This is a genomic window from Microbulbifer aggregans (assembly GCF_020524005.1).
GTDB lineage: Bacteria > Pseudomonadota > Gammaproteobacteria > Pseudomonadales > Cellvibrionaceae > Microbulbifer > Microbulbifer aggregans_A.
The window spans coordinates 63381-88156 of sequence record NZ_JAIVKK010000001.1; the positions used below are offsets into that span (position 1 = coordinate 63381).

A 24776-nucleotide genomic window follows, 5' to 3' on the forward strand; every position below is an offset into this window, starting at 1 on the left:
GATGCAAAATCAGCACATGTTGATAGGGGGAGAGGCGGTAGCTGCCAATGGCGGCACCACCTTTGCAGTCACGGCGCCGGCGACCGGCGAGGTTCTGGCGGAAGTGCCGCGTGCAGGTGCCACCGACGTGGATCTCGCGGTACGGGCCGCGGCGCGTGGTTTTGAAGCCTGGTTTCGCCTGCGCCCGGCAGAGCGCGAAGCGGCTTTGCTGCGTGCCGCCGAACTGGTCGCCCAGGAAGGGCACGCGCGTTTCCTCGATACTCTGATTGATGAAAGTGGGTCCACGATTTCCAAAGCGCGGGGAGAAATCGCTTACACGGTCGACCTGTTGCGTACTGCTGCGGGCGAAGCGCGTCGCCTTTACGGTGAAACCTTTCCCAATGATGACCCCCGTCGCATGTCGCTGGTCATTCGCGAACCGCTGGGTGTGGTGGGCGTTGTGTCGCCCTATAACGCGCCGCTTTCGTTGCTGACCAAAATGTGCGCCTTTCCGCTCGCAGCGGGCAACAGTCTGGTGATTAAACCCTCCGAAGAAACCCCGCTCACCGCGCTCGCATTTGGCCGTTTACTGCTGGACGCCGGTGTGCCGCCGGAGGCGGTCAGTGTGGTGACCGGTTTTGGCGGTGAGTGTGGCGCGGAGCTGGTGAATCACCCAGGCGTGCGCTGTATCGCCCTGACCGGATCCACGAATACCGGTATTGCTGTGGGGCAGGCCGGTTTGAACAGAATGCGCCGCATGCAGCTTGAGCTGGGTGGCAAGAGTGCGTTGTTGGTGCTGCGCGACGCAGATCCACAGCAGGCGGCAAAAATCGCCGCACAGGGTATCTTTACGCACAGCGGGCAAATCTGCATGGCCAACTCTCGCATCGTCGTGGAGCGGACGATTTATCAGCCCTTTATTGATGCGCTCAAAGTCGAAGCTGAAGCACTGTTTCTCGGGGATCTGCGCGATGAACGCACGGTTTACGGACCGCTGATCAACGGCCGCGCAGTAGAGAAAGTTCTCGAGCATGTGCATGAGGCGATTGCGAGCGGTGCGCAGCTGCTGACTGGCGGCGAGATTATGCAGGGGTTGGTGGTTAAACCTACCGTGCTGCTGGACCCGCCGCGGGACAGTCGCGCGTGGCGCGAGGAAAGCTTTGGTCCTGTGGCCAGTGTGGTGGCGGCGGATGACCTTGAGCAGGCGATCGAGATCGCCAACGACAGTGATTACGGCCTGTCCGCTGCCGTGCTGACCAACAACCTGCAGTGGGGAATGCACGCTGCGCGGCGGATTGCCTCCGGCGCTGTGCATATTGGCATGCACGCATTCCAGAGTAACGCACTGGCGCCCATCGGCGGGGTGGGGCTCTCCGGGATGGGGCGTAGCGGTGGCCACTACAGTACTGAGGAATTCACCGAGGTGAAGTGGATCAGCGTCGATGTCGGGAGCCTGCCCCGTTGAGCGAGGTAAGCACAGTCCCGATCCGTCGGGGTTACCTGGATCACGCGGCTGGGCAGCTGCATTACCACTGTTGCGGCTCTGAACAGTCACCGCTGTTACTGCTTTTGCACCAGACACCCAGCTCGTCTGCCATGTATTTACGCCTGATGCCGTTATTGTCGCAGCAGTTTTTTGTTGTCGCGGTGGATACCCCCGGATTTGGCAACAGTGACCCTCTGTCTGGAGAGCTTTCCATTGCCGCCTTTGCCGACGTCATTTATCGCGCGGTAAGTGGTTGTTTTGATCGCCCCGCACTGGTTTTCGGACACCACACTGGCGCCGCCATTGCAGTGCAGCTTGCCTTTGATCACCCGGAATTTGTACGGGCATTGGCGCTCAGTGGGCCAACACTATTGACGGATGCACAGAAGCAGTCGTTGCCGCTGGCTGCCGAGACTGTACCTGTTGCGCCGGATGGCGCCCACTGGCAAGTGATGTGGCAGCGGCTGCGGGCCAAAGACCCTGAAGCGGAACTCGCCCTCAGCCTGCGCGAAACAATTCTCGCCTTTACTTGCGGCGAATACTACCAGGCGTCTTACCGCGCGGTAGCCGAACAGAATGTTGACCGGCAATTGGCGGCAATTGAATGTCCAGCACTGGTTTTTGCCGGCGGCAGGGATCTGCTGCGTTCCGCGGTCGCGCCTACGGTGCGGCTGTTGCAGCGGGGTATGGCGGCCGCGTTACCGGAAGACGCGGGTACTTACGTATGCGAGCGTCAGCCCGCGGCGGTCGCTGACCTGTTGCGACGTTTTTTTCTTGAGGTTGTGGACGCGGGATGATGCTTATTGTCCGGCAGTCACGTACGAAGACATAGGAGGCGTAAGCAAACCGATGGATCTGCAAAGAAACAGTCTCGGGTTGGGCCGTCGGCCGGCGCTGTTACTGGTGGACATGATTGTCGGGTTCACCAGCAGCCGCTGTCCACTGGGCACAGACTGCCCCGATGTGGTGGCGGCTAACCGGCAGTTACTGGAGCGTTTTCGCGCGTTGGGTCTCCCTGTGGTGTTTACTACCGTGGTGTACCACCACGATGGCGAGGCGCGTGTGTTTCGCGATCGAATTCCGCATCTCAATGTGTTGAAACCCGATTCTGAATGGGTACAGGTGGACAGCAGGCTGGAGCCGCAGGCCGGGGAGCCGGTGATACCCAAGCAGTGGGCCAGCAGCTTCCACCGAACAAGCCTGGATGCCTGGCTGCGGGAGCAGGGTGCGGATTCGCTTGTGGTGACTGGCCTTACAACCAGCGGCTGTGTGCGTGCGACCGTGGTCGACGGTTTGCAGTACGACTATCCGGTAGTGGTGCCGCGCGAAGCAGTAGGTGATCGCAACCCTGATGCACACGAAGCCAATCTTTTTGATATGCATGCCAAGTATGCGGATGTGGTTTCGCTGGAGGAAGTCCTGACGTTACTGCCACAGCCGCAGACTGCTTGAATGTGTAGCGCGCCCGACCGGAATGCGCGTTTTCGAGAACAATAACTGAAATCTGGCGAGTAGTTATGTCTAAACAGTCTCCTGTCATTATCGCTGGTGCAGGTCCCAGTGGCTGCGTATTGGCCCTGTCCCTGGCCAAACAGGGTATCCCGGTGCAGCTGCTGGAAAAGTGCGACAGTCTGCCGATCGATTTGCGCGCATCCACTTTCCATCCGCCATCCCTGGAGATGATTGCGGATTTGGATGAAACCGTCATCGGGAAGATGCTGGAGCGTGGGCTCCATGCGGATCGTTACCAGTACCGCGATCGCAGTACCGGCGAGGTGGCGACCTTCGATATGGCCATGATTGCCGATGAAACCCGCTTTCCTTTTCGCCTGCAGTTGGAACAATACGAACTCACGCACTTTATCTGCGAGGCGCTAGCCGACTATCCATGCGCGGAAGTGCGGTTCGGCTGCGAGCTGGTGGATTACACCCAGCAAGATACCGGTGTGACCGCCGTCGTACGGACCGCTTCCGGGGAAGAGCGTCTCACCGGATCCTATATTGTCGGCGCGGAAGGTGCCCGCAGTGTGGTGCGCAAGCGGTCTGAAATTGGCTATATGGGGTTTACCTACGACGAGAAGTTCCTGGTCGTCAGCACCAGTTTTCCCTTTGAACAGGTTTTTGAAGATTTCTCATACGTAAATTACGTGTCGGATCCGGATGAGTGGTGCGTGATCCTGCGGACGGACAAACTGTGGCGTGTGCTGGTACCGGTGTTTCCGGCGAGTGAGGAAGAAGAAGCCTACTACCTGTCGGATGATTTTGTGCAGTCGCGCCTCCAGCGCCTGCACGCACGCGACGAAGACTACGATGTCCATCACCGAAGTATTTATGCGGTCAACCAGCGTGTTGCCGAAACCTATCACCTGGGACGTGCGCTGCTGGTGGGCGATGCCTGCCATATCAACAATCCGCTGGGGGGCATGGGCATGAATGGCGGTCTGCACGATGCGTTCAACCTTGCCGACAAACTGCAGCGGGTCATCCTGGAAGGTGCCGATGCCGACGCAGCATTTTCCCTCTACGACCGCCAGCGCCGTGAACTGGCGGTGCAGTTTGTCCAGCGCCATACCATCGAAAACAAAAAACTGATGGAGGCACGCGATCCGGATGTGCAGCGCAAGCGGCAGCAGATGCTGATGGACACCGCTGCCGATCCGGAGCGGGCCAGGGCATTCCTGCTGGAGCGATCAATGATCAATTGCGTGCGTGACAGTCTGGTGGTGCAGTAAAAAATCCGAACGAGCATGGCATTAATAATTGCGTGGCCGATTGCGCGCGCGTGGAGAGAGCCCGAATGACATTCCCAACCGAGATCGATCTGTCAAAGACCCGTGAGCGTTCACAGTTCACCAATGGACATCGCGATAATTATATCGGCCACCGCGCCAAGATCGGCGTGGTGATTCCTTCCACCAATACCTCGGTGGAATACGACTGCCAGCGCTTGTTACCGCGTGGCGTCACCTGGCATACCACGCGCTTTATGATCGATCACCCGGATCTTAGCGATGATGCCAATTTCATGCGTTTTCTCGAGCGCCTGCGTGAAACCATCGGCGACTCCATCGAGAGCCTGATGACCTGCAAACCCGATCACGTGATGATGGGTATGTCCGCGGAAACCTTTTGGGGCGGTATCAAGGGCAACGACGGATTTGTTGACCGCATTCAGGAGTTGGTGGGCGAGGATACTGGCCTGACGACCGGGGCCAACGCCGTGATCTCGGCCCTGGAAGCGCTGGGTGTACCGGAAAATTCCGGCAAGACCCTGTCGATCATCACGCCCTACCAGCCGGTGGGTGACAAGAATGTGCGTCTGTTTTTTGAGGATGCCGGCTACCGCATCAAGCACTTGGTCGGCCTGCGTTGCGCCAATGCCCACGATGCAATTGCACTGGTGCCGGAGCCGCAGGTACTCGACATCGTGCGCGAGATTGACGGTGATGATGTGGATGCGATTGTGCAGGTAGGCACCAATCTTTCCACCGTCGGCGTATTCCCGGCGATGGAAAAAATGCTGCAGAAACCAGTGTTGCCGATCAATGTCGCTACCTGCTGGCACGCGCTGCGCAGCTGCGGTATCCATGATCGTTTCGACAATATGGGCTGGTTGCTGGAAGAGCACTGACCCGGCTACACATCGTCCGGAGGCGAAGCGACCATGTATATCGCGGTATTTATTGTCCTGCTGGACATGATCGGTTTTGGGATCATGTTACCTATCCTGGCCTATTACGCACTGCAATTGGGGGCCAGTCCTGGGGTGGCAACATTCTGTATGGCGCTATATGTGGTCGGAATGTTCTTCGCTACCCCGGTGTGGGGGCGGCTCAGCGACCGTTTTGGGCGCAAGCCGATCCTCATGGTCAGTCTTACTGGTTCGGTAGTGGGCTTTATTTTCCTGGGGTTTGCCTCTGCCGTATGGATGGTGGCAGTGTCGCGGCTGTTCAGTGGCCTGATGGCCGGCAACCTCTCCGTGGCGCAGGCTTATGTGGCCGATGTAACCACTGATCAGGATCGCGCAAAAGCAATGGGCATGCTGGGGGCTGCATTCGGGATCAGCTTTATTGTGGGGCCGGCACTGGGCGGGTACCTCGCCGGTGATAGTTTTGCCGATGCCAATTTGCAGTTGCCTGCCATGGTGTCCGCGTGCCTATCCCTTTCCGCCTTGGTGGTGGTGATCTTTTTCCTCAAGGAAAGCCTGCCTGAAACAAAAAGGGGATCGGTGGAGAGCACTTCCTTCCGGCAGTTGCTGGCCTGGGTTGGAGGGCAGCGCACCTTGTGTTTGTTGCTGGCTTCGGTCGGGGTGTACAACCTCGCGGCGGGCTTCGTCGAATCGGTATTTCCGATCTGGGCCGACGCCACGGATATTGCCCACGGCCCGAAAGACCTGGTGCCGGTACTGATTGCCGCGGGCATCGCCATGGTCATTGTTCAGGGGGGGCTTATCGGGCCGCTGTCCCGGCGCTTTGGTGAGCGCCGCCTGATGCGCGCAGGCGCGGTTATTTTTGGAATCTCCGCGCTCCTGGTAACGCTCGCCGGCGGGATTGGCAGTGTGCCAGCGGTGTCGGCCGCATTGATGGGGCAGGCGATTGGGGCTGCTTTTGTACTGACCTCCATGCAATCGCTGACATCCAAGGAAGTGCAGGCCGATAATCGCGGTGCGGTGATGGGACTCTACAATGCCTTGGGTACACTGGGGCGCGGGACGGGTACGGCGATTACCGGCAGCGCTTTTGCCGGGATCGGTGTGCACGCGCCTTACTACATTGGCTCGGGCCTGATGTGTTTGCTGCTCCTGCTCGCCCTCGCACTGCGTGCCCCACAAGCTGAAGAACCGCTGGCCGCAGAGGCGGTCGCGGGAAATTCTTGATAATTGTCATGCCGGCCCCTGCGGGTGGCCGGTATAACTCTCAGGAAAGTATTTCCGGGAGTTCTCATGGACAACTATCAAATCGCCCGCCGAGCGCAGATCGGCGTCATCATTCCTTCCACTAATACCGGTGTCGAGTACGACCTGCAGCATATCAAACTGGACGGGGTTACCTGGCACCCATCCCGATTCTGGATCGAGTTGCGCAACTGGTCGGACGAAATGTCCCGTAGCGGTGACGACGAAAACACCGTGTTTGAGCGTTTTCTGGAAATCATGCGCGGTGAAATTCCCGTGTCTATCCGCAATATCCTTTCTGCCAAGGTCTCCCACATCATGCTGGGCATGTCCGCCGAGACGTTCTGGGGTGGACTGGAAGGCAATATCGCATTTGAGCGGGAAATTCGTGACCAGATAGGAGATCTTGGTCTGACTACCGGTGCCGGTGCAACTAAGGATGCCCTGAATTGCTTCGGTGCCAAACGCATTTCGGTGATCACTCCTTACCCACAGGTGGGCGACGACAACGTGCGGCGCTTTTTTTCGGATATCGGTTTTGAAGTGGTAAAGGTCAAGGGTATGAACCGGCCGTCAGCCACCGCCATTGCAGAAACTCCGATCCAGGACGTCATAGAAGCTGTGCGTGAAGTCGACGGAGACGATGTTGATGCAATCATCCAGTGTGGCACGAACCTTTCAACATTGGATTTGTTTCCGACGCTTGAGCACTGCCTGCAGAAACCCCTGATACCGATCAATATTGCAACGGTATGGCATGCGCTGCGCGCGTGCGGTATCGAAGACCGGATTATTGGCAAGGGGCGCCTACTCGAAGAATTTTAGCTGGTGGGTGAGCCATTGTGGTGATTACCTTCAGGGGGGCGCACTTTCCTGGGGCTGTGTGTTCAGGCTATTGAGGTGCACCATCAAATTTTAAAAGGGCAATACCAGAAAACGCTTGAAAAGATATAAAAGCATAACATAATAACATTTAAGCTGGTCGCGATTGCGCGGCCGCTTCGAATGGCCGATCGCGAGCGGTAACAGATTTGCCAGGTGACAAGCGGTACAAAAATAACGAATTTTCTGGAGTGGCTATGTTCAATAGAAATCAACTCTCCCTCGCTGTTGCCGCCTGCGTCGCTGTGCAGGGCGCCGTGGCGCAGACGGAGCATACTCGGCAGGTAAAAGCCGCACGCGGTGACGACTTCGCCATTGAAGAAGTGGTGGTAACTGCGCGAAAGCGGGAAGAATCCCTGCAAACGGTACCTGTGGCGGTGGATGTGCTGACTGGGGCGCAGATGCAGGAAAAAGGTATTTCCGCGCTGGAGGGGGTTGCCCGGTACACGGCTGGACTGGATTTCGAGACCGGGCTCATGCCTAACGATACCCGAATTTCCCTGCGGGGGCTTTCCAACACCCGCGGCCGCTCCAATGTGGCGTTGCTGATCGATGGTATAGATGTTTCTTCGGAGTCGATGACCACGGGTGGCAGTGGTAATGGTCCCAACCTGGATCTGTTTGATCTGGAGCGGGTGGAAGTCGTAAAGGGTCCGCAAAGTGCGGTCTACGGCCGCTCCGCATTCTCCGGCGCCGTCAATTACATCACCAAGCGCCCGGGCGAAACCCCGGAAGCGCGTTTTGCAGTGGATGCCACTGAGCACGGCTATGGCAAGGTGCAGGCAAGCGGCAGTATGCCGATCATACCCGGTGTTCTGGCGGCGTCACTCAATGTGGCAAAAACGGAATTTGACGGCTACTACGATAACCCCAATACAGGGGGCAACCTGGGTACCGTGGATTCTGATGGCATTGCTGCAGCGGTGAACTGGACCCCGGATGAAATGTTTTCCGCATACTGGCGCGCCGAATACAGTGAAGCCAAGTATTCCCAGCGACCCATCGTACAGCGCCAGTCGGTCCTGCATACTGGTTCTTCGCCCTATGATTATGCACTCCTCGGATCTGTCGGCCCTTATGCGGAAATCCGGCCGATCGCTGGTACCGGCACGACCGACGCCGATTGCGCGATGTCCTCCCCTTATGCCCACCTTGTTGGCCCCGCTGGCACACCTGCCTGTGGCACGGTCATTGTGGGTGACCTGGGCAGTGCCTCGGAAAGTGAAATTGATTTGTCTCCCGATCCGCTGACAGGGTCCGACTTTGCCGGTACTTCGGTGCGCGGCGCGCGCTCGTCGCTGGAGCTGAAATTCGAGACGGACAATTACCAGTTCCTGTCCCTTACCGGAGTCAACTACAACGATTCCCGCACCCAGTCCGACTTTGACCGCACTAATTTTACGCTGCAGTCCCTGGGTCCCGGATCCGGTATGTTTATTGACCCGGGCTTCCCTGGTGAGTACACCCAGTACGGGGTAAACGCAAACAGTGATACCACTTTCGAGTCCGCACAGTTCAGTCAGGAATTCCGGCTGTCGGGTAGCGCGGGTAAGCTGGACTGGCAAACCAACGCGCTCTACTGGTCTGAATCCATGGACACGGTGATGAATCAGCAATGGTGGCTGCGTGATGGCGTGGACAAAACATTCTGGGATGCATACCTGGATCAGTGGATGGGTGGGTACGGACTGGTAAATCACCGCACGGCACCGGTTCCACTACCGATTCCCATGAGCCGCGACACCGACCACGTTTCTCTCGCCTTTTCCCTGAATTACAACATCGCTGACGACTGGCGTGTGACAGCAGAAGGCCGCTATCTCGAAGAAGACATCGATTACCGCAGTGTGCCACTGAGTACGCAATTCAATGGCCTGATGGGTATTCCTTTTCTGGATCCGGTAACTTTCATGCCGACCGATCCGGGAATACAGACTTATTCCCGCACCGATCGAGCGTTTGTTCCGCGGGTCAGTCTGGACTGGCAGGCGCTGGATAACCTGATGGTTTACACATCCTTCTCTGAGGGGTTTAAGCCAGGTGGTATGTCCACGGCGGATGGGGACGGGATTATCACCACCGGCGAATACAAGCCGGAAGAGCTGTCTGTGTATGAGGCGGGTTTCAAAAGCAACGTGCTGGACAACCGACTGCAGATCAATGGTGCCATTTATCTGTATGACTACACCAACCAGCAGATTTCCCACTTCGTATTCGATCCCAATACCGGTAACCAGAATGCCGTCGTGACCAATGCGGGTAAAAGTGAATTGCAGGGTCTTGAGCTCAGTGCAATTTATCGCCCAACGGTAAATTGGACCTTTGTTGCCAGCTATGTGCTGAGCGATACAGAAGTGACGGATTACACTATTGCCGATGTGGGAAGGCCGGGTACGCTGGACAAATTGTGGACCGGTACCGCTGAAGGTGACTACTCGGGTACGCAGTTCGTGAATTCCGCCAAGCACGCGTCCATGTTGTCTGCGCGATATGACGGTGAATTTGGAAACGGTATCGGGTATTTCACAGAGCTGTTGGGCAACTATGAATCGGAGCGCTATCTGGACCGCGGCAATAATGCCTGGTTGCCGGAATACTGGCTGGTAGATTTCCAGGGCGGCCTGAACTTTGACAGTCTAGACCTCGTGTTCTACGTGAACAATCTGTTGGATGACGACAAGGTTAAAGTCGGACTCAATAACGTGGATTACGGCCATCTTCCCGGGGCCGCCTTTACGCCCCAGGGGTTGGAGCTGCTATTGCCAGAACCGCGCACCGCGGGCCTGCGGCTCAGTTATACTTTCTGAGGATGACGAGAACACCTGCGTTTTCGAGCGCGGGTGTTTCTCTAGCCGGATGACGTAGAAACGACGTAAAAATAAAAAAATAGCGCTTATGGTTGGAGCCTGAGCGCGTTCAACGCAGGAATAACAAGAGGTAACTGCAAATGACCACCACCGCTATTGAATCACCTCCGCTTGCGAGGTCTCGACTTTACAGTGCACCAGTCCTGGGGGCGCTCGCCCTGGCCTGGATTATTCTGGAAAAAATGGTCGCCCATATCTTTCTGGTGACTCTTATCTACGCTGGTATCCCCTCGACCATTTCTTATGCAATTGCATTTGTGGTAGGTCTATTGGGTATGGTGCTGGTATGGAAGGGGCTGGAACAGAATGAGGTGCGAGGCACCTGGATGGGGTTTGTGGGTGGCTCGCTCATCTGGGTGTTCTGGTTTGAGATGTACCTCCATTTTATCGGTGGCGAGAATAACTTTGCCCTGGCCATGACTGACTCGGGCCCGGCGTACCTTGTGAAGGATGACCTGGCCGCCCTGTTTGCCGGCGATAAATCCATACCGCGCCCGTATTTTATGGGGGAGCACGTTTTTTTACAGAGCAGTACGCTGTTCTGTTTCATGCTCATGATTTATATGGGCTTGAATAAGGATATCCGTTGCCGTCTCATCTTATGGGTGCGGAAAATTTTCGGGCTGCGCCCTGGTAAACCTACATCTGGATACAAACCCCAGTATGCACGGGTCGCTGCCACAGAATTGTTTTTCGTCAACTGGTTTATGTACACATTGATGTTGGCGGTCAATGACGAACGGATACTCGGTCTGCACCACTATGGCAATTATGTGGCATTTGGACTAGTGGCACTCTGGTCCGTCATCATTGTTTCGAAACAGTTCAAGCAGAAAGAGGCGGGCCTGGCGATTCGCTACGCCATCGCCGTAGGTGGTGTTTTCTGGTATCTGCCAGAGCAGATGGTGCTGTGGGAGATGTTCCGTGAACCCTGGGTTTACTACAACGAATTTCCGGTAACCGCCTCGGCGATTTTGCTGGGCTACATCGCATTGATGTACTTGTTCTGGAAAACCCCGGTGAACCCTGAAACCGGAAAGTCCATTCAATAGGGGTGTTCTCCTCTCGTGTTGCCTGCGGTAGTGGTGTGCTACCGCAGGCTTTTTTGTTTGTGTAAGTGTGTCTCTGAAGAGGCAGTCGGGCTACCCCTGTTAGCTAAAAAGTATTAATATTATAACAATATAATTTATAATGGCGAAAATGGTTTGAGAGCTGTTCTATGAGCAAGGCGCTAAATGGCATTCGTATACTCGATTTGACCCACATGCTTTCCGGACCCTATGGCGCAATGCTGCTCGCCGATCTGGGTGCGGATTTGATCAAGGTGGAACCGCTGGCCGGGGAGGGGACGCGCAAGTTGCTGGCTAGCGATCCCGAAAATTCCATTGACGGCTTCGGTGCCTATTACCTGACGCTTAATCGAAATAAACGCAGTGTGGCGCTCAATCTCAAGAGCGAGGGCGGACGTCAGGTCTTTTATGACCTGGTCAGGCAAGCCGATGTGGTCATCAGTAATTTTGGACCGGGTGTGCCCGAGCGACTTGGCATTGACTATGACACCCTGAGTGACATAAATCCGCGCATCATCACGTGCTGCGTATCCGGATTCGGTTCCGATGGCCCCGGTGCAAAACGCCCGGCATTCGATCAGGTGGCGCAGGCTTATGGCGGCGGTATGTCCATCACTGGCGAAGATCCGGCGAATCCGGTGCGCGCCGGCATCCCCATAGGCGATCTCGGCGGTGGTATGTTCGCGGTGATGGGGATTCTCGCGGCGATCGCCGAGCGCGCCACCAGTGGTCGCGGGCAGCACGTGGATATTTCCATGGTGGATTGCCAGATATCCATGCTGAACTACATGGCGACCATGCACTTCCTCAGCGGCAAAAATCCATACCCGATCGGCAATGCGCACTTTGTCCACGTACCATACAACAGCTATTCCACTGCGGATGGATTTATCATCATCGCGGTGATCACGGATAATTTCTGGCAGAACCTCAAGCCAGTGGTGAACGTGCCGGAGTTTGACGACCCGAAATACGACGGGCAGCCCGGTCGTTTTGCGGATAAAGCATTTATCGATGCCAAACTCGCCGAGATCTTTGTCACGGATACCACCGATGCCTGGCTGGAAAAACTGGAAGCACAGCGCATTCCCTGTGCGCCGATTAATAACCTTGAACAGGCCCTGAGCGACCCACAGGTATTGCACCGCAACATGGTGGTGGAAATCGCGCACCCCAATGGCAAGAAGACCAAGGCTCCGGGAAACCCGATTAAGCTGTCCCGTACTCATGAAGACAGCTTCTCACCGGCGCCGCATATCGGCCAGCATACGGATGAAATCCTCAGTGAGTTGTGTGGCTACACCCAGACAGATATCGATGCCCTGAAGAGCGCGGGCGATGCCGGCTGAGCCGCAGCAGGAGTGACGTATGCGTGAATCCGTATTGATCAATGATGTCGGACCCCGGGACGGGCTGCAGAACCAAACGCGAATTCTGAGTGTCGAGCAGCGGATAGAACTGATCAGCGGCCTGGTGAACGCGGGTGTGCGCTCAGTAGAGGCGGGCGCCTTTGTGTCACCCAAGGCGGTGCCGGCCATGGCAAATACTGACCAGGTGCTTGCCGGAATTTCGGATGTTTCGGGACTGGATCGCCAGGTACTGATTCCGAACCGCAAAGGCTATGAGCTGGCGCGCAGTGCGGGCGCGGATACGGTGGTGCTGGTGATTTGTGCCAGCGAGACCATGAACCAGCGCAATGTGCGTATGTCGATCGAGGCTTCTATCGCCCAGGCGGGCGAAATCTGCCAGTTGGCACGGGCGGACGGGGTGCGCGTGGTGGGCTGTATTGCCGTTGCCTGGCAGTGTCCGTTTGAGGGGGGTACCGATCCGGGCAAGGTATTGGATTTGGCTGGTCAGCTATTCGCGTTGGGCGTGGATGACGTGAACGTGGCGGATACGATTGGCGCGGCCAACCCGTTGGCGGTTGGCAAGCTGATACGCGCGCTCGCCAGTGAGTACGGCGCGGCGCGGCTGGCATGTCACTTTCATGATACCCGAGCGCTGGCGATGGCCAATATATTCGCAGCGCTGGAGGCGGGCGTACGCAAATTCGATAGTGCGGTGGGTGGTATAGGTGGTTGTCCGTTTGCGCCCGGCGCTACCGGGAATGCGGCCAGTGAAGATGTAGTGATGCTGCTGGAACAAATGGGGTTCGATACCGGAATTGACCTGTCTGCATTGATGGGCGTAGGTAAAATGGTGGGCAGCATGCTCGCCACGGCGACGGGCGGAAGGGCGGATGCATGGCGCCGGATACAGCTTGAAAAAGGGGCGCCGCTCATCTGATTCCGATTACCGCCCGTATAAACAGGATTACGCGGCAGATGGCCGAAATCAATGGAGAATGGACTGATGATAAAGCGATTTGTTAGCAGTTTTAACGCGCTACTTTTTGTTTTCTTTAGTGGTAGCACCTTGTTTGGCAGCGGCGCCTTAGCGGCGGAAGAAACGGCGACAGTAAAGCTCACTGTCTCCAATATCCAGTCTCAAGTGGGTAAGCTCTATATTTCGGTATATGATTCCAAGGACACCTTTCTGGGTGATACCAAAGTGTATGAGCAGACGGTGGGCCTTGAGAATTTACACGATGGCAATGTAGAAGTGGAGCTTTCACTCCCATACGGCGCCCTTGCGATCAGTGTGCACCATGACAGTAATGCCAATGGCAAAATGGATAGCAATTTTATCGGTATTCCAAAAGAACCGGTTGGGCTTTCCAACGGTCATGTGCCTAAATTTGGCCCACCAAAATTTTCCAAGGCAGTAATTGAGGTTTCAAAAACGGAACAGCAGGAAACGATTACCCTGAATTGATGGGAATAGTGGGCGGGGCGCATTAGCGCCCTCCCAGTGGATCCTGAGGCGATATGCCCACAACGCGCGCGCCGGTAAAGAACTCGATCGACTGGCTGTGTCCTTCTTCCCCAAGTCCCGAAAGACCCCAAGCCCCCCTTGGTGTACCTTCCCCAATACTGAGTAGGCTGTAACCGTTTATTTTCACACCGCCGGTGCGCATCTTCTTTGCGAAGGCAAACGCCTTTTCCTCGTTCTGGCTGTAAACATAGCCGGCCAGCCCGAGATCTGTGCCATTGGCCAGGGCCAGTGCATCGCTGTCGTCACGGAATGTGTGCACTGCCGCAACCGGGCCAAAAATTTCCTCGCGCGTGTCCTCGGGGCGGCACCCGTCAACGAGTGTGGGGGCGATAAAGTGTCCATCGAGATTTGGCAGGGGCGTGGATGACATTACTTGCCCGCCGCAGAGCTTAAGCCGCTCGATATCCGACAACACCTGGTCCAGGTGCGCGCGATGAACCAGCGGCCCCATATCGCTGTCCTCGTCCAGCGAGTGGCCGAGGCGGATGCTGGACAGCAGGCTGAGAACCTTGTCCAGCAGGCGATCTTTAATGGACTCGTGAACCAGCAGGCGACCCAAGGCGCGACACCACTGGCCATTGAGGTTGGTAAGCCCGTATACAATGCCGGTGGCGGCGTGGTCGAGGTCGGCGTCGGCAAATACCACCAGTTGATTGTTGCCGCCGAGCTCAAGTTGGGTCGGGATAAAGTCTTCGGCGCAGGCACGGGCAATAGCGCGCCCGCCGGCCAGGCCGCCAGTGAATGATACGGCCTTGATTCTCGGATCCTCTACCATCTGTGCGCCAATGGTGCGATCACCGAGGGTAAGCTGGAATGCGCCTTTCGGAACCCCGGCGCGATGCGCGGCACGGGCCATCATGATGGCAGAGTGGGGGGTAAATTCGGAAGGCTTGAGAATGCAGGGTGCACCGGCGGCGAGTGCGCTTGCCATCTTGTGTGAGCCGATGGCAGTAGGGCCGTTCCAGGGGGCGATCAGCAGCGCCGGTCCCCAGGGGCGACGGAAATAGTCCACGGGGCCGCGGGGGCCGGCTACCTGCTTGTCCAGGTGTCCTTCGCGCAGGTAGGCCGCTGCGCCGCGGAACACGAACGGTAGCATCGCGGCCATCTTGCGGGTGGTTCGGATCACTGCGCCAGAAGTGAGGCTGTCGGCGACACTGATGGTCTGCGCGTACTCTTCCTTGCCTATTTCATCCGCCATGCGCTCAAGGACTTCGGCGCGCTCCTGTGCGGGAGTTTCTTCCCAAACACCTGCGTGGTAAGCGTGGTCTGCGGCTTCCAGTGCGGCCTGAATTTGCTCGCGGTTTGAATTGCGACGCAGCTGCAGGGGGGCACCGGTGTTGGCGTCGTGCAGGCTGAGTCCGCGCTCATCGGCGGGCGTTGAAAATTCACCGTCGATATAATTTTGCAGTTCCGGTAACGGATGTTCACGACTCATAAGGGCGTACCGTTTTTATTCGTACTGATATTGTTTGCTTGCCGCCAGCAGCTCGTCGGCGCCGAGCAAGTCGTTCACTGTAGAGAGATCGATCATCTGGTTGCGCAGCTCGCTCAAGTGACCTGTTTGGCGCAGTTGCGCCAGCATGTTTTGTGCGGAGGGAATGAACAGATGAAGTAGTGACGCGGGGAACAGGGCAATGCGGTAGTTCAGAGCCTCCAGTTCCTGTGCGGACTGAACCGGCGATTGGCCGCCTTCCACCAGATTGTGAATGAGCGGCGTGCGTGGGCCCAGGCGCTCGCCGATGATCTGCATCTGCTCAAGGCTGGCTGGTGCTTCCACAAAAATAGCGTCGGCACCGGCATCCAGATAGCGTTCCGCCCGGTCGAGGGCGTCTTCAAAGCCGTTGACCCCGAGCGCATCGGTGCGTGCAAATATCAGGGTTTCCTCGCTGTGCCGGGCATCCAGCGCTGCGTGAATTTTTCCCACCATTTCCCCAGCGCTGATCACCTGTTTGCCTCGCATATGGCCACAGCGTTTGGGCATCAGCTGGTCTTCCATCTGTAGGGCAGAAGCGCCGGCGCGCTCGAATGTAGCGACAGTGCGCTGCACATTGAGTGCGTTGCCAAATCCCGTGTCCATATCCACGATCAGCGGCAATGCGGTACGCTCGCGAATAACCGCCACACTCTCGGCCACTTCCGCGGCGCTGACGAGCCCCATGTCCGGGCGCCCGAAGCGCGCAAAGGACAGGCACGCGCCGGAAAGGAAGGCGGCCTCAAAGCCCGCCAGCTCCACCAGCCGTGCACTGAGCCCGTCGTAGATGCCCGGTACCGACAGTACCTTGTTGGCCGACAGTAATTGTTTCAATGAATCGGGCATGGTCGGGCTCTCGTGTTGCTGGGCTTCTTTGTTACTCACTGCGCTCTTCGGCGCACAGGATGCGTACCAGGCGATCCGCCAGGGGCTTGCCCACCAAGCGCTCCGCAATCGGGTTTGCGGGGTCGAGATGCACGATGTTGCGGCGGATCAATACATCGCGCTGCTTGAGTTGCGCACGTGCTTGCGGGTCCTCAACCGGCTTGGCTTCATGCACCAGCTTCAACCAGTGATCCACGTAGGCGAAAATCTTTGGCTCGACTTTCTCGCGGTAAAAGTCCAGTGGTACGACGCCGGCCAATGCAACCGGGGACAGCGAGGAGCGAATGAACGGCATCGCGGCATTAAACGGCTTGACGCCTGCCTCGAACAGTTCGTCCTGCAGGCTCATGTAAATGTCGTTCAGTGGCGCCAGGTATTTCTCGATGTGGTCGGGATGGCTGAGTGGCTCATAGCGTGGCATCGGGTCTATGTAGAAGAACGCATCGGGCAGGGTACCGAACGCCATGCCCAGGTGCGGGACATCTACGCTATCGTCCAGATAGATGGTCAGGTGAATATTGGTAAATGTGTTCTGCGGGACACCGATATTGGAGTGAATAATCCAGTCCACGGGCGAAGCGTCGCCGGTGAAAGTACGCATCTGCCCAACATGCTCGCCCTTAAGGTCGTCGAAGGTGTGCAGGTCGGCACAGCGCAGGTCTTCCTTTAGTGACAGGCTGGCCTGAATCCGCTCCCAAATCCTGTCGCGGGTGGTCATGACTGCATCAAAGATTTCACTGGTATCGATATGTGTGCCGCCAGCGAGGTGCGCGGCAAACTCTTTGGTCAGGTTTTGTGTATTTTCCATATCAATAACTCATTATTGGCTGGTTGCAGTAGCAGATGCGGGCGACGGTTCCGCGGCCGCGTTTTTTTGTGAGAGGTGTTTGCGCAGCCCCAGGCTCCACACGCAAACCGCTAAATTGAGTAGGCCAAACAGAACGAATGGAGCGCTCGGCGAAACCTTTGCAAACAGGACGCCGCCGCCGGATGTGCCGATCAAGATGCCAAATGCACCGGCGACACCAAAAAAACCAATGGTCGCGCCGCGGTAGGCTTCCGGTGCCTGCTGCCCAACCAGCGCCTGGCTGCTGACAAAGGCACTGATTTCGGCGATGCCCATCACGAACAATAGGCCGATGACCCAATCAGAGGTAGGATCCGTAATCAGAAATACCGCGCTGTAAACGGCAGCCGCGAGCCCAGAGGCCATCGCGACAGCGGTGACCCGAGAGGTGCGATCGGCGATGCGGCCCATGATTACGGAACCGAGCAGGGCGCCGGCTACGGTGGCAAGTACCCGGGGTACCGCCAGCTGGAACATGGCCTCACTGGCGGAAAGGCCGAGCTCCCGTGTTCCGTATTGCACCAGCCATAGGGAAATAAAAGCACCGGTGACAGCGAGATCGCCGCGGGAAATGAATGCGGCACCGTAAGACAGGGCCGTTTGTGGATCGCGCGCGGCCTTGATCCCACCGATCAGTGTGTGTACCAGTGACTCTCTTACGGCAGCAGCGGTGCGCTTGATGCCTGGAGCGAGGCCCGCAAAAGCGATCACGGCGGCAGCCAGCCCAAGCGCGCCGCCTACGGCAAATGTCCACTGCTGCGCCGCAAGTTCATCCATTCCACGACCGCTGAAGACTCTCGGCAGGCTCGCGAGCAGGGGAGGGATGAAAGCACCGAGCGTGGCTGCCATCGCCTGCATGCCATTGGCGCGGCCACGGGATTTTTCTGCCGCATAATCGGCAACCACGGTCACCATCATGCCGATCATGGCGGCACTGCCAATCGCCACCAGCAAGCGAAAGGCGACCAGCTGCGAAATTGAGTCAGCGTGGGGGTAGAGCATAAAGCCGAACCCGGTCATTGCCAGGCCGAATACATACACCGGACGCCGGCCAATGCGGTCAGATAGCGCGCCGGCGGTACCCAGCAGCAGGATGAACGCCAGTTCCTGCATTGCGCCGAGATAGCCGGTCAGCATGGCCTGGGTCTCTTCGGCAATGCCCATAACGTGCAGTAGACCCGGCTGCAGCACCGACAGGGCACCGGCGTAACCGGAGGAGATGAAAACCGCAAACAGATAGGTAGTGAAATTGCCTCGGGATATGCCCGTTGCCAGTTGCGCACCAAGCCAGGCTGTGGCGGCCTGATTATCTGCAGTCTGGTCGTGTGTAGCCATCGTGCGTTGCCTCGCCATTGCGGGATGATTCCCGGTTATTTTTATGTTGTTTCAGAGCCCGTGCCGTGCAAACTGGTCTTCCCGTTTGCGTACCAGTCCTTTGAGCATTCTTCCGGCGATCTTGCCCCCGGTAAGCCAGCGAATCTTCTCGCCGCTCTTGTTGAATTCGAGCATTTTTCGGGCCAGATAGACTGCAACCGTGTCTACCTGGTCCACCAGGTTGTTCATGAGCTTACGCGACCGGGCAAATCTGTCCGGATTGTCTTTGGCCTCGCGGATGACGGCCTCGGTGACAACCATTCCAGGGCGAATTTTTCCAACCAGTATACTGGTGCCCTTGAGCTCGCTGGCAATGGCATTTGTCAAATAATCGAGCGCGCGCTTGCTGCTGCCATAGATACCCATGCCCGGGAAGTACTCGCCGTCGCTGCCACCGCCGAGCATATTGAAAATCTTGCCGTGGCCCTGCTTTTGCATCCCTCTGGCAGCAATCCGGCATCCGTTTATTGTGCCCACGATATTGGTGCGGACCATCGCTTCAATTTCGTGTTGCGGAATTTCCAGGATGGACCAGCCGGTCCGTGCCAGCCCGGCGTTATTGATCCAGATATCAACGCTGCCGAAGGTGTCCTGGGCGAACTGCCACAGGGCCTCGACTTGGGTGTGCTCGCTGGTGTCGCAGGTGAGTCCGCAACATTTGCAGGCCGGGGTTTGCAGTCGGTCGAGGGCGTTGCGCACCGTATCTTCGCTGCGACCGCTGATGATCACTTTGTGACCGCCGTCTAGAAAAGCCTTTGCGAGTCCGAAGCCGATGCCTTTGGTGCTGCCGGTGATGACGATATTGGCCATGCGGGGAGTCCCTGGTAGACAGTTGTTGAATAGGGTAAGCAAGTGAGTGTAATAAAGATATAACAATAGTACAATTTAGTGGGTCGTGATTTTTCCTCGATAACCAGGGTAGGAATAGCTATGCCGAAGGTCGCCGCACTCCAGTTCGCTACCGGAACAGAGGTCAATGAAAATCTGGCTACCTGTATCCGCATGATCGATGCCGCTGCGGCCCGTCGTGCGCGTCTTATGGTGTTGCCCGAATTCTGCAATCGCATTTCCTGGTACGGCGACCGGCAGCACGCCTGGGACTGCGCGCTGGATCTGGAGGGGCCGTTTCTCTCAGCCATCGCCGAGCGCGCCCGTTTTCACCGCTGTTATGTGCTGATCAACGTTTCCCTGCGCCGCCAGGAGCCGGAGATCACGGTGACGTCATTGTTGTATGGACCAAACGGTGCGCTGCTCGGTGAAGCCGACAAGCAGAGCCTGATGGGCCACGAGAATGATTTCTTCACACCGGCAAAGCGGGCAGCCGGGCTTGTGGATACGGAGCTCGGGCGAATCGGTTTTCTTGCCTGCCGTGATGGGATCAGCTTTGAACCCTCGCGCCGTCTGGCGCTGGCAGGGGCTGATCTGCTGTGTAACTCACTCAATTCCTTTGCGTTTGACGAGGCGAGCCTGCATGTGCGGGCGCGCGCGGCTGAAAACCGGCTGTTTATGATTGCAGCCAACAAGGTGGGGCCGCTGGTGCCGGTTGCCGAGCTGGCGCAGGTGAGCGCGATAACATCGATTCCCGAGACGCTGCTCCACGGTGCCGGTGAAAGTCAGGTGGTGGCCGCAGATGGGAGGCCGCTGGTGGCGGGAAAGCGGGGGGTTGAGCAAATCGTGCTGGCAGAAATCCCGAATCGCGATGCGCGCCTGCGGTTGAGTATGGGGACGCATGCGCGTCGGAAACCCTCGTTGTATGCCAGTCTGGCAGATGAGGCGGTGGCGCCATCTGAAGAGGTTGCGGAGACGGTCGATATCGCGTTGCTTGACCCGGCGGGGGAGGGAGAGGTGGCGATTGAGCGTGCTGAGGAGCTGCTCCTGTCGCTGCCGGATACTGTTTCCCTCGCGCTATTGCCCGCCCTGTTTGCGGCGGGCGATACGGACAAAGACTGGGCACATACCGTTGAGGTTTGTCGTGCCGCAGAGACGCGTCTGCAGCAGGTTTGCCGTGCAAAGGGTATACAGGTGTGTACCAGTGTTATCGACGAAGGTGCGCAGGGCTGGCACCACATGGGTATTCTTCTGGATGGGCACGGACGCCGCTTATTGCAGCCACAGCTGCATCGCTGCCCAATGGGACTCGCGCCCGGGGGGGCTGATTTACAGCTTTGCGATTTACCCTGGGGGCGTGTGGCGTTGTTGGTGGGAGATGACTGTTTGTATCCCGAGCTTGCGCGTATGGCGGCTCTCAGAGGTGCCCACTGTCTGTTGGTGGTGGCCGCGCCGGAGCGGTGTGGCAGGGGTAAGAGGGAGCAGAATCTGTCGCTGCTGATGGCGGCTCGCGCCGCGGAAAATCGCATTTGCCTGGCCGCTGCCACGCCCAATCGCCGGGGAGGGTTATTGGCCAGTCTCGAGCATGAGTTCACCTTGATGGAGCCCTGGCAGCAGCGTCGCTTTGACGGAAACATCAATAAGCCGCTTGTGACAGTTCAGGAGGGCGAGGTGACGATTGCGACTTTGCATCCCGGCGCGGCCATGAACAAAATGATTTCAGCCAATACGCATTTACTGCGCGACCGTGCCCATCAGTCTACGGCTCCGTTGTTGCGGCCCGTATCCGGTGTGTCGCCATGAACTCGGTGCTGGCCCAGGGCGAGTATGAATACTTGTGTGATGGCGACGTTATGCCGGTGGCCGAGTGCTGGCAATTGTTACGATCGGTTGACGGGTATGAAATCCGCAGTACACGTACCGTGCCATCCCAGTCACTGGTGATCAGTGCCTGCGCCCGGGTCAGGGCGGGGCAAATTACGCGCTGTTTATTGCAGTGGGGCCTGGAGCCTGGGGGGAAAACCGTTGCGAGAGCTTTTTTTCGAATGAATCCGGATGGCCTTGGTCCTGGTGAGTGTCGTTCAGAAAAGAGTCCGGCGATGTATCGCTTCCGTCGCAGTGGAACGCCGTCCCGCAGTATTCCCGCTGTGGGTGTGCATTTTTTCCCATTGATGCGGATTTTTTCCGGTCAGCTGATTGGGGCGCTCGCGAAACGGGGGGGTAGCGGCGGAGTTCTGGTGCCCTGGATTCAGGATCCGTCACGGGTGAATAAATTGTTTGCGCCGGAATTGTCCAATCGCAGGGTGTTTTACCTTGGAGTGGGGCAGGCGGGCTTTCAGGGCAAAGCCTGCGATTGCTTCCATTATTCCGGTGGTGAGTACGATAACGGGGCTGAATATCACCTGGCGGAAGGGCTGATGTGGGCCTACCACTGGCAACAGGGGCGAAAAGAGTGGCAGGTCAGGCTGAAAAATTTTTCTGGGGAATGGCCGGGTGCGGCGCTTTGGTTACACCCCCGCATCGCGCTCGCTGGGCTAGCGGGGGGTGAGCCGTACTAGATTTCGTCCGCCTTCAGGTCCATCTGGTACTTGAAACGATCCGGGTGGTAGAGCACGTGCATGAAGTCCACCAGTAATTCTTCACCGTTTACTTTTGTGTAGGAGCGGCGGGTCAGGCTGAGCAGTGGTGCTCCCACAGTGGTCGCCAGTTCACGTGCGCTTTCACGGGTGGCAGCCTCGGCACTGAGCGTTTGGGTAACGTGAGTAATTTCCAGGCCCTGCTTGCGGAAAACCTCCAGCCTCGGTGTCTTCGCGAACTGCTTTGCCGATGCTTTGCGCTTGAGGCCCGCGGTCCAGCTCACATAGTAGCCGAAGGGCGCGCCGTCGCGAGATCGGGTGCGCTCCAGTAACAGGGCCGTTTCTCCCGTGGCCAGGCCGAGTTCTTCTCGAATTTCTGCCGGTGGTTGCAACATCTCGCAGGTGCGCACTTCCACGTCGGAATGACGGGCCATGCTCTCGATTTCCTGCAACATACCTACAAGTGGGGCTTTAACCGGCTGTTGCTGGTACTCGTAAATTACGTGAGTGCCCTTGCCGCGCCGACGCTCCACCAGACTTTCTGCTGCCAGCTCATCCATCGCTCGCTTGGCGGTAATGCGGGAAACGCCGAAGGCCTCTGCCAGTTGCAGCTCGGTCGGCATCTGATCGCCGAACTCCAGGGTGCCATTCAGAATGGCATTTTTCAGCATGCTGTAGAGCTGGTAGTACAGAGGTGCGTGAGACTCTTCTGTCAGCGAATCCAGTTGCTGTTTGCTGAAAAGAGTATTGACAGCTTCCATAGCGTTAAATCCTTTGCGCGATAATAAATCACATAATGATATAACATTCTATGTCAAATGACAGCCGGCCTCAGGCCGGCTCGGCAATATGCTGTTGGCACTGCTTTAGGAGCGTGCCTGCTGACGCAGAGAAAACCTCTGGCTGCGCTGTAATAAATTCGAGCACACGTTCCAGATAGCGGATTCGATGCGGTTGCCCCAGCATCCAGGGATGAATGTTCAGCGCCAGTATGCGGCCGCCCTGGGTTTGCGCTTCGCCCAGCAGGAAGCGGCAGGCATCTTCGACCTGCTCGGCGTATGAGGTTTCCGAGTGCAGGTTGTTGCGCAGAATGAACTGGTCTTCCAGTTCAGTGGATAGCGGCATGGACCACAAATCCCCGTTGCCAGTACGAAAGCGGTAGGGCATATCATCGTTGACCCAATCGCAGAAATACTCCACGCCTTGCCCTGCCAGCAGGGATGGGGTGTTTTCGCTGTGCACCTTGCCGGGGCTGAGCCAGCCGGCAATGGGTTGTCCGCTGATTTCCCTGAGTGTATCCAGGGTGCGTGAAACCAGTTCTTTCTCTGTATCCAGTGGCTGGCCGCCGTAGTGGGGGGCATCCATGTTCCAGCCGTGTGCGATCACTTCGTCACCGCGTTCGCGCAGCAGGTGCATCAGGTGCGGGGTGCGCTGGGCCAGCTCGCCATTGATAGCGAAAGAGGGCGTTACGCTGTATTTGTCCAGCGCTTTCAATATCCGGTAAATACCCACGCGATTGCCGTAGTCCCTTAGCGAATAGTGTCGCAGGTCCGGGTAGGGCATGGTCATGCCACCTGGTGGAGGGAATGGTACTCCACGCTGGTTGAGCGGGAAAAACTGCAGGCTGACATTGACCCACAGGGCCAGTTTGCCCTGTCGCCAGTGCACCGGCTCGCGCTCAGTCAGCATTTTCCAGTCGTAGTGGTTGTGGTCCATGCCGTAGCGGCGTTCGGGATACTGGAGGTGTTCCGGACCGAGAGTTTTCTGGTCGCTCATGGTCGGGCCATCTCCTGTTTTGCTGAACTGCTTTTGGCTTGTATATCGGCGCGCGCGGAGTCGTAAAAATGCGCGAGGTAGTATTCAGCGATTTCCCGGCCGGTGGTTATCCAGACGTCGGAGTGGCCGGTAATGTATTCCAGGGCCTCTTCAAACGCACGCATACGATGGGGGCAGCTCACCTGATAGTTGTGCGTCGGTATGCACATTACCGTGCCGCTTTCTGCCCCTTCCTCATACAAGCGATCGAAATTCTCTTTCAGTATCTGCCCGTAGCGGCGCGGCTCCACCTTGTTCACCACGTAAGCAATGGTGTCGTTCATTTCCAGGGAGTAGGGTACGGAAACGAAGCGTTTGCCACTGCGCAAGTTAATGGGTGTGGGCTGGTCATCGTGGAACAGGTCGCAGGTGTAGAAGCCGCCTTCATTTCCAAACAGTTCTGTACCCACTTCGGCAAAAAGGTCGAGCGTTTCTTCTGAGTGTGATAGGGCCGGCGCAAGATAGCCCGCACATTTCTGTCCTGTATGCCGGTATATGGTTTCCATCGAGTCGCGGATCATGTCTCGCTCCTGCTCGGTCGACATGCCGTAGGTGTAGCGAGTGTTGTAGATGCCGTGACTGAAAAACTCCCAGTTGCGCTCGTCGCACAGCTCAACGATTTCCGGGTGGTGTTCACACAGTGCGGTGGAAAGGGAGATGGAGCCGCGGATACCGTATTTATCCAGCAGCGCCATCTGGCGCATATGGCCGACGCGGTTACCGTAATCGCGGATGCTGTAACCGGGTACTGCGGGGCTGGGTTGTGGCCACGCTTTGCGGTGTGGGTTGGCCGGTGGGTTCAGCTCGTAGAACTCGATATTGGGCGCTACCCAGAAGGCGATTTTGGCACCGTTGGGCCATGTCACACGGGGCCGCTCGTGATAGGGCCAGTAATCGTAGAAACCGGGATCGGATCGCATATTGTGCC

22 protein-coding genes are annotated in these 24776 nt (G+C 57.4%); 14 read left to right on the forward strand and 8 right to left on the reverse strand.

The annotated features are described in order from the left end of the window. Window position 1 precedes the first annotated feature (1 nt). From LC093_RS00265 to LC093_RS00320, 12 genes are all read left to right on the forward strand, one after another. Complete coding sequence (locus tag LC093_RS00265; protein WP_226660824.1) at window positions 2-1444, forward strand: aldehyde dehydrogenase family protein; 1443 nt, start codon at window positions 2-4, stop codon at window positions 1442-1444. Next, the gene (locus LC093_RS00270; RefSeq protein WP_226660826.1) at window positions 1441-2262 is read left to right on the forward strand and encodes an alpha/beta fold hydrolase; all 822 of its coding nucleotides are present in this window, start codon (window positions 1441-1443) and stop codon (window positions 2260-2262) included. The genes LC093_RS00265 and LC093_RS00270 overlap by 4 nt, the downstream gene beginning before the upstream one ends. 52 nt (window positions 2263-2314) lie before the next feature. Then, window positions 2315-2917, forward strand: coding sequence for an isochorismatase family protein (locus LC093_RS00275; RefSeq protein ID WP_226660829.1), 603 nt, complete (start codon window positions 2315-2317; stop codon window positions 2915-2917). 65 nt (window positions 2918-2982) lie between these two features. Then, window positions 2983-4197 carry an FAD-dependent oxidoreductase gene (locus LC093_RS00280; protein ID WP_226660833.1) on the forward strand — a complete coding sequence of 405 codons (1215 nt, stop codon included), beginning with the start codon at window positions 2983-2985 and terminating at the stop codon, window positions 4195-4197. Between the two features lie 65 nt (window positions 4198-4262). After that, complete coding sequence (locus LC093_RS00285; protein ID WP_226660835.1) at window positions 4263-5096, forward strand: Asp/Glu racemase; 834 nt, start codon at window positions 4263-4265, stop codon at window positions 5094-5096. Window positions 5097-5129: 33 nt separating this feature from the next. Further along, window positions 5130-6341 (forward strand): MFS transporter, encoded by a 1212-nt coding sequence (locus LC093_RS00290; protein WP_226660837.1) that lies wholly within the window; start codon window positions 5130-5132, stop codon window positions 6339-6341. A gap of 66 nt (window positions 6342-6407) precedes the next feature. Then, a complete protein-coding gene (locus LC093_RS00295; protein ID WP_226660839.1) occupies window positions 6408-7184 on the forward strand; it encodes an Asp/Glu racemase in 777 nt (258 codons plus the stop codon). A gap of 254 nt (window positions 7185-7438) precedes the next feature. Next, on the forward strand, window positions 7439-10048 hold the full coding sequence (locus LC093_RS00300) for a TonB-dependent receptor (RefSeq protein ID WP_226660841.1): 2610 nt from the start codon (window positions 7439-7441) through the stop codon (window positions 10046-10048). A 140-nt stretch (window positions 10049-10188) separates the two neighbouring features. After that, window positions 10189-11160: a hypothetical protein gene (locus LC093_RS00305; protein ID WP_226660843.1), complete on the forward strand. Its 972-nt coding sequence runs from the start codon at window positions 10189-10191 to the stop codon at window positions 11158-11160. Between the two features lie 167 nt (window positions 11161-11327). Beyond that, on the forward strand, window positions 11328-12527 hold the full coding sequence (locus LC093_RS00310; RefSeq protein ID WP_226660845.1) for a CaiB/BaiF CoA transferase family protein: 1200 nt from the start codon (window positions 11328-11330) through the stop codon (window positions 12525-12527). Between the two features lie 19 nt (window positions 12528-12546). Continuing rightward, window positions 12547-13464, forward strand: a complete 918-nt coding sequence (locus LC093_RS00315) for a hydroxymethylglutaryl-CoA lyase (RefSeq protein WP_226660847.1) — start codon at window positions 12547-12549, stop codon at window positions 13462-13464. Window positions 13465-13530: 66 nt separating this feature from the next. Beyond that, window positions 13531-13992 (forward strand): DUF2141 domain-containing protein, encoded by a 462-nt coding sequence (locus LC093_RS00320; protein WP_226660849.1) that lies wholly within the window; start codon window positions 13531-13533, stop codon window positions 13990-13992. A 22-nt stretch (window positions 13993-14014) separates the two neighbouring features. Here LC093_RS00320 and LC093_RS00325 read toward each other — a convergent pair whose 3' ends face one another. Genes LC093_RS00325 through LC093_RS00345 form a run of 5 tightly spaced genes read right to left on the reverse strand, consistent with a single transcriptional unit; the run spans window position 14015 to window position 19439 of the window. Then, a complete protein-coding gene (locus LC093_RS00325; RefSeq protein WP_226660852.1) occupies window positions 14015-15487 on the reverse strand; it encodes an aldehyde dehydrogenase family protein in 1473 nt (490 codons plus the stop codon). Between the two features lie 15 nt (window positions 15488-15502). Beyond that, window positions 15503-16408 (reverse strand): isocitrate lyase/PEP mutase family protein, encoded by a 906-nt coding sequence (locus tag LC093_RS00330; RefSeq protein ID WP_226660854.1) that lies wholly within the window; start codon window positions 16406-16408, stop codon window positions 15503-15505. Next, window positions 16401-17216, reverse strand: coding sequence for a hypothetical protein (locus tag LC093_RS00335; protein ID WP_226660855.1), 816 nt, complete (start codon window positions 17214-17216; stop codon window positions 16401-16403). The genes LC093_RS00330 and LC093_RS00335 overlap by 8 nt, the downstream gene beginning before the upstream one ends. Window positions 17217-17228: 12 nt before the next feature. Continuing rightward, window positions 17229-18590 carry an MFS transporter gene (locus LC093_RS00340; protein ID WP_226660858.1) on the reverse strand — a complete coding sequence of 454 codons (1362 nt, stop codon included), beginning with the start codon at window positions 18588-18590 and terminating at the stop codon, window positions 17229-17231. 51 nt (window positions 18591-18641) lie between these two features. Beyond that, window positions 18642-19439, reverse strand: a complete 798-nt coding sequence (locus tag LC093_RS00345; protein WP_226660860.1) for an SDR family NAD(P)-dependent oxidoreductase — start codon at window positions 19437-19439, stop codon at window positions 18642-18644. 120 nt (window positions 19440-19559) lie between these two features. Between LC093_RS00345 and LC093_RS00350 the strand changes: the two genes are divergently transcribed. Next, window positions 19560-21260: a carbon-nitrogen hydrolase family protein gene (locus LC093_RS00350; protein ID WP_226660863.1), complete on the forward strand. Its 1701-nt coding sequence runs from the start codon at window positions 19560-19562 to the stop codon at window positions 21258-21260. Continuing rightward, window positions 21257-22015, forward strand: coding sequence for a hypothetical protein (locus tag LC093_RS00355; RefSeq protein ID WP_226660866.1), 759 nt, complete (start codon window positions 21257-21259; stop codon window positions 22013-22015). The genes LC093_RS00350 and LC093_RS00355 overlap by 4 nt, the downstream gene beginning before the upstream one ends. On the opposite strand, the gene LC093_RS00360 is transcribed toward LC093_RS00355, so the two are convergent. The 3 genes from LC093_RS00360 to LC093_RS00370 all read right to left on the reverse strand — a co-directional run bounded on the left by LC093_RS00360 (window position 22012) and on the right by LC093_RS00370 (window position 24768). Continuing rightward, window positions 22012-22794 carry a GntR family transcriptional regulator gene (locus tag LC093_RS00360; protein ID WP_226660867.1) on the reverse strand — a complete coding sequence of 261 codons (783 nt, stop codon included), beginning with the start codon at window positions 22792-22794 and terminating at the stop codon, window positions 22012-22014. The two genes, LC093_RS00355 and LC093_RS00360, sit on opposite strands and share 4 nt — an antisense overlap. 70 nt (window positions 22795-22864) lie before the next feature. Next, a complete protein-coding gene (locus LC093_RS00365) occupies window positions 22865-23809 on the reverse strand; it encodes a polysaccharide deacetylase family protein (RefSeq protein WP_226660870.1) in 945 nt (314 codons plus the stop codon). Beyond that, a complete protein-coding gene (locus LC093_RS00370) occupies window positions 23806-24768 on the reverse strand; it encodes a polysaccharide deacetylase family protein (protein WP_226660872.1) in 963 nt (320 codons plus the stop codon). Before LC093_RS00370 ends, LC093_RS00365 begins: the two co-directional genes overlap by 4 nt. Between the last annotated feature and the right edge of the window lie 8 nt (window positions 24769-24776).

Excerpts from the sequence above, each read along its gene's own strand:
- LC093_RS00265 (WP_226660824.1), top strand. The coding sequence starts at position 2 with ATGCAAAATCAGCACATGTTGATAGGGGGAGAGGCGGTAGCTGCCAAT.
- LC093_RS00275 (WP_226660829.1), top strand. The coding sequence starts at position 2,315 with ATGGATCTGCAAAGAAACAGTCTCGGGTTGGGCCGTCGGCCGGCGCTG.
- LC093_RS00280 (WP_226660833.1), top strand. The coding sequence starts at position 2,983 with ATGTCTAAACAGTCTCCTGTCATTATCGCTGGTGCAGGTCCCAGTGGC.
- LC093_RS00285 (WP_226660835.1), top strand. The coding sequence starts at position 4,263 with ATGACATTCCCAACCGAGATCGATCTGTCAAAGACCCGTGAGCGTTCA.
- LC093_RS00290 (WP_226660837.1), top strand. The coding sequence starts at position 5,130 with ATGTATATCGCGGTATTTATTGTCCTGCTGGACATGATCGGTTTTGGG.
- LC093_RS00295 (WP_226660839.1), top strand. The coding sequence starts at position 6,408 with ATGGACAACTATCAAATCGCCCGCCGAGCGCAGATCGGCGTCATCATT.
- LC093_RS00300 (WP_226660841.1), top strand. The coding sequence starts at position 7,439 with ATGTTCAATAGAAATCAACTCTCCCTCGCTGTTGCCGCCTGCGTCGCT.
- LC093_RS00305 (WP_226660843.1), top strand. The coding sequence starts at position 10,189 with ATGACCACCACCGCTATTGAATCACCTCCGCTTGCGAGGTCTCGACTT.
- LC093_RS00310 (WP_226660845.1), top strand. The coding sequence starts at position 11,328 with ATGAGCAAGGCGCTAAATGGCATTCGTATACTCGATTTGACCCACATG.
- LC093_RS00315 (WP_226660847.1), top strand. The coding sequence starts at position 12,547 with ATGCGTGAATCCGTATTGATCAATGATGTCGGACCCCGGGACGGGCTG.
- LC093_RS00320 (WP_226660849.1), top strand. The coding sequence starts at position 13,531 with ATGATAAAGCGATTTGTTAGCAGTTTTAACGCGCTACTTTTTGTTTTC.
- LC093_RS00325 (WP_226660852.1), bottom strand. The coding sequence starts at position 15,487 with ATGAGTCGTGAACATCCGTTACCGGAACTGCAAAATTATATCGACGGT.
- LC093_RS00335 (WP_226660855.1), bottom strand. The coding sequence starts at position 17,216 with ATGGAAAATACACAAAACCTGACCAAAGAGTTTGCCGCGCACCTCGCT.
- LC093_RS00340 (WP_226660858.1), bottom strand. The coding sequence starts at position 18,590 with ATGGCTACACACGACCAGACTGCAGATAATCAGGCCGCCACAGCCTGG.
- LC093_RS00345 (WP_226660860.1), bottom strand. The coding sequence starts at position 19,439 with ATGGCCAATATCGTCATCACCGGCAGCACCAAAGGCATCGGCTTCGGA.
- LC093_RS00350 (WP_226660863.1), top strand. The coding sequence starts at position 19,560 with ATGCCGAAGGTCGCCGCACTCCAGTTCGCTACCGGAACAGAGGTCAAT.
- LC093_RS00355 (WP_226660866.1), top strand. The coding sequence starts at position 21,257 with ATGAACTCGGTGCTGGCCCAGGGCGAGTATGAATACTTGTGTGATGGC.
- LC093_RS00360 (WP_226660867.1), bottom strand. The coding sequence starts at position 22,794 with ATGGAAGCTGTCAATACTCTTTTCAGCAAACAGCAACTGGATTCGCTG.
- LC093_RS00365 (WP_226660870.1), bottom strand. The coding sequence starts at position 23,809 with ATGAGCGACCAGAAAACTCTCGGTCCGGAACACCTCCAGTATCCCGAA.
- LC093_RS00370 (WP_226660872.1), bottom strand. The coding sequence starts at position 24,768 with ATGCGATCCGATCCCGGTTTCTACGATTACTGGCCCTATCACGAGCGG.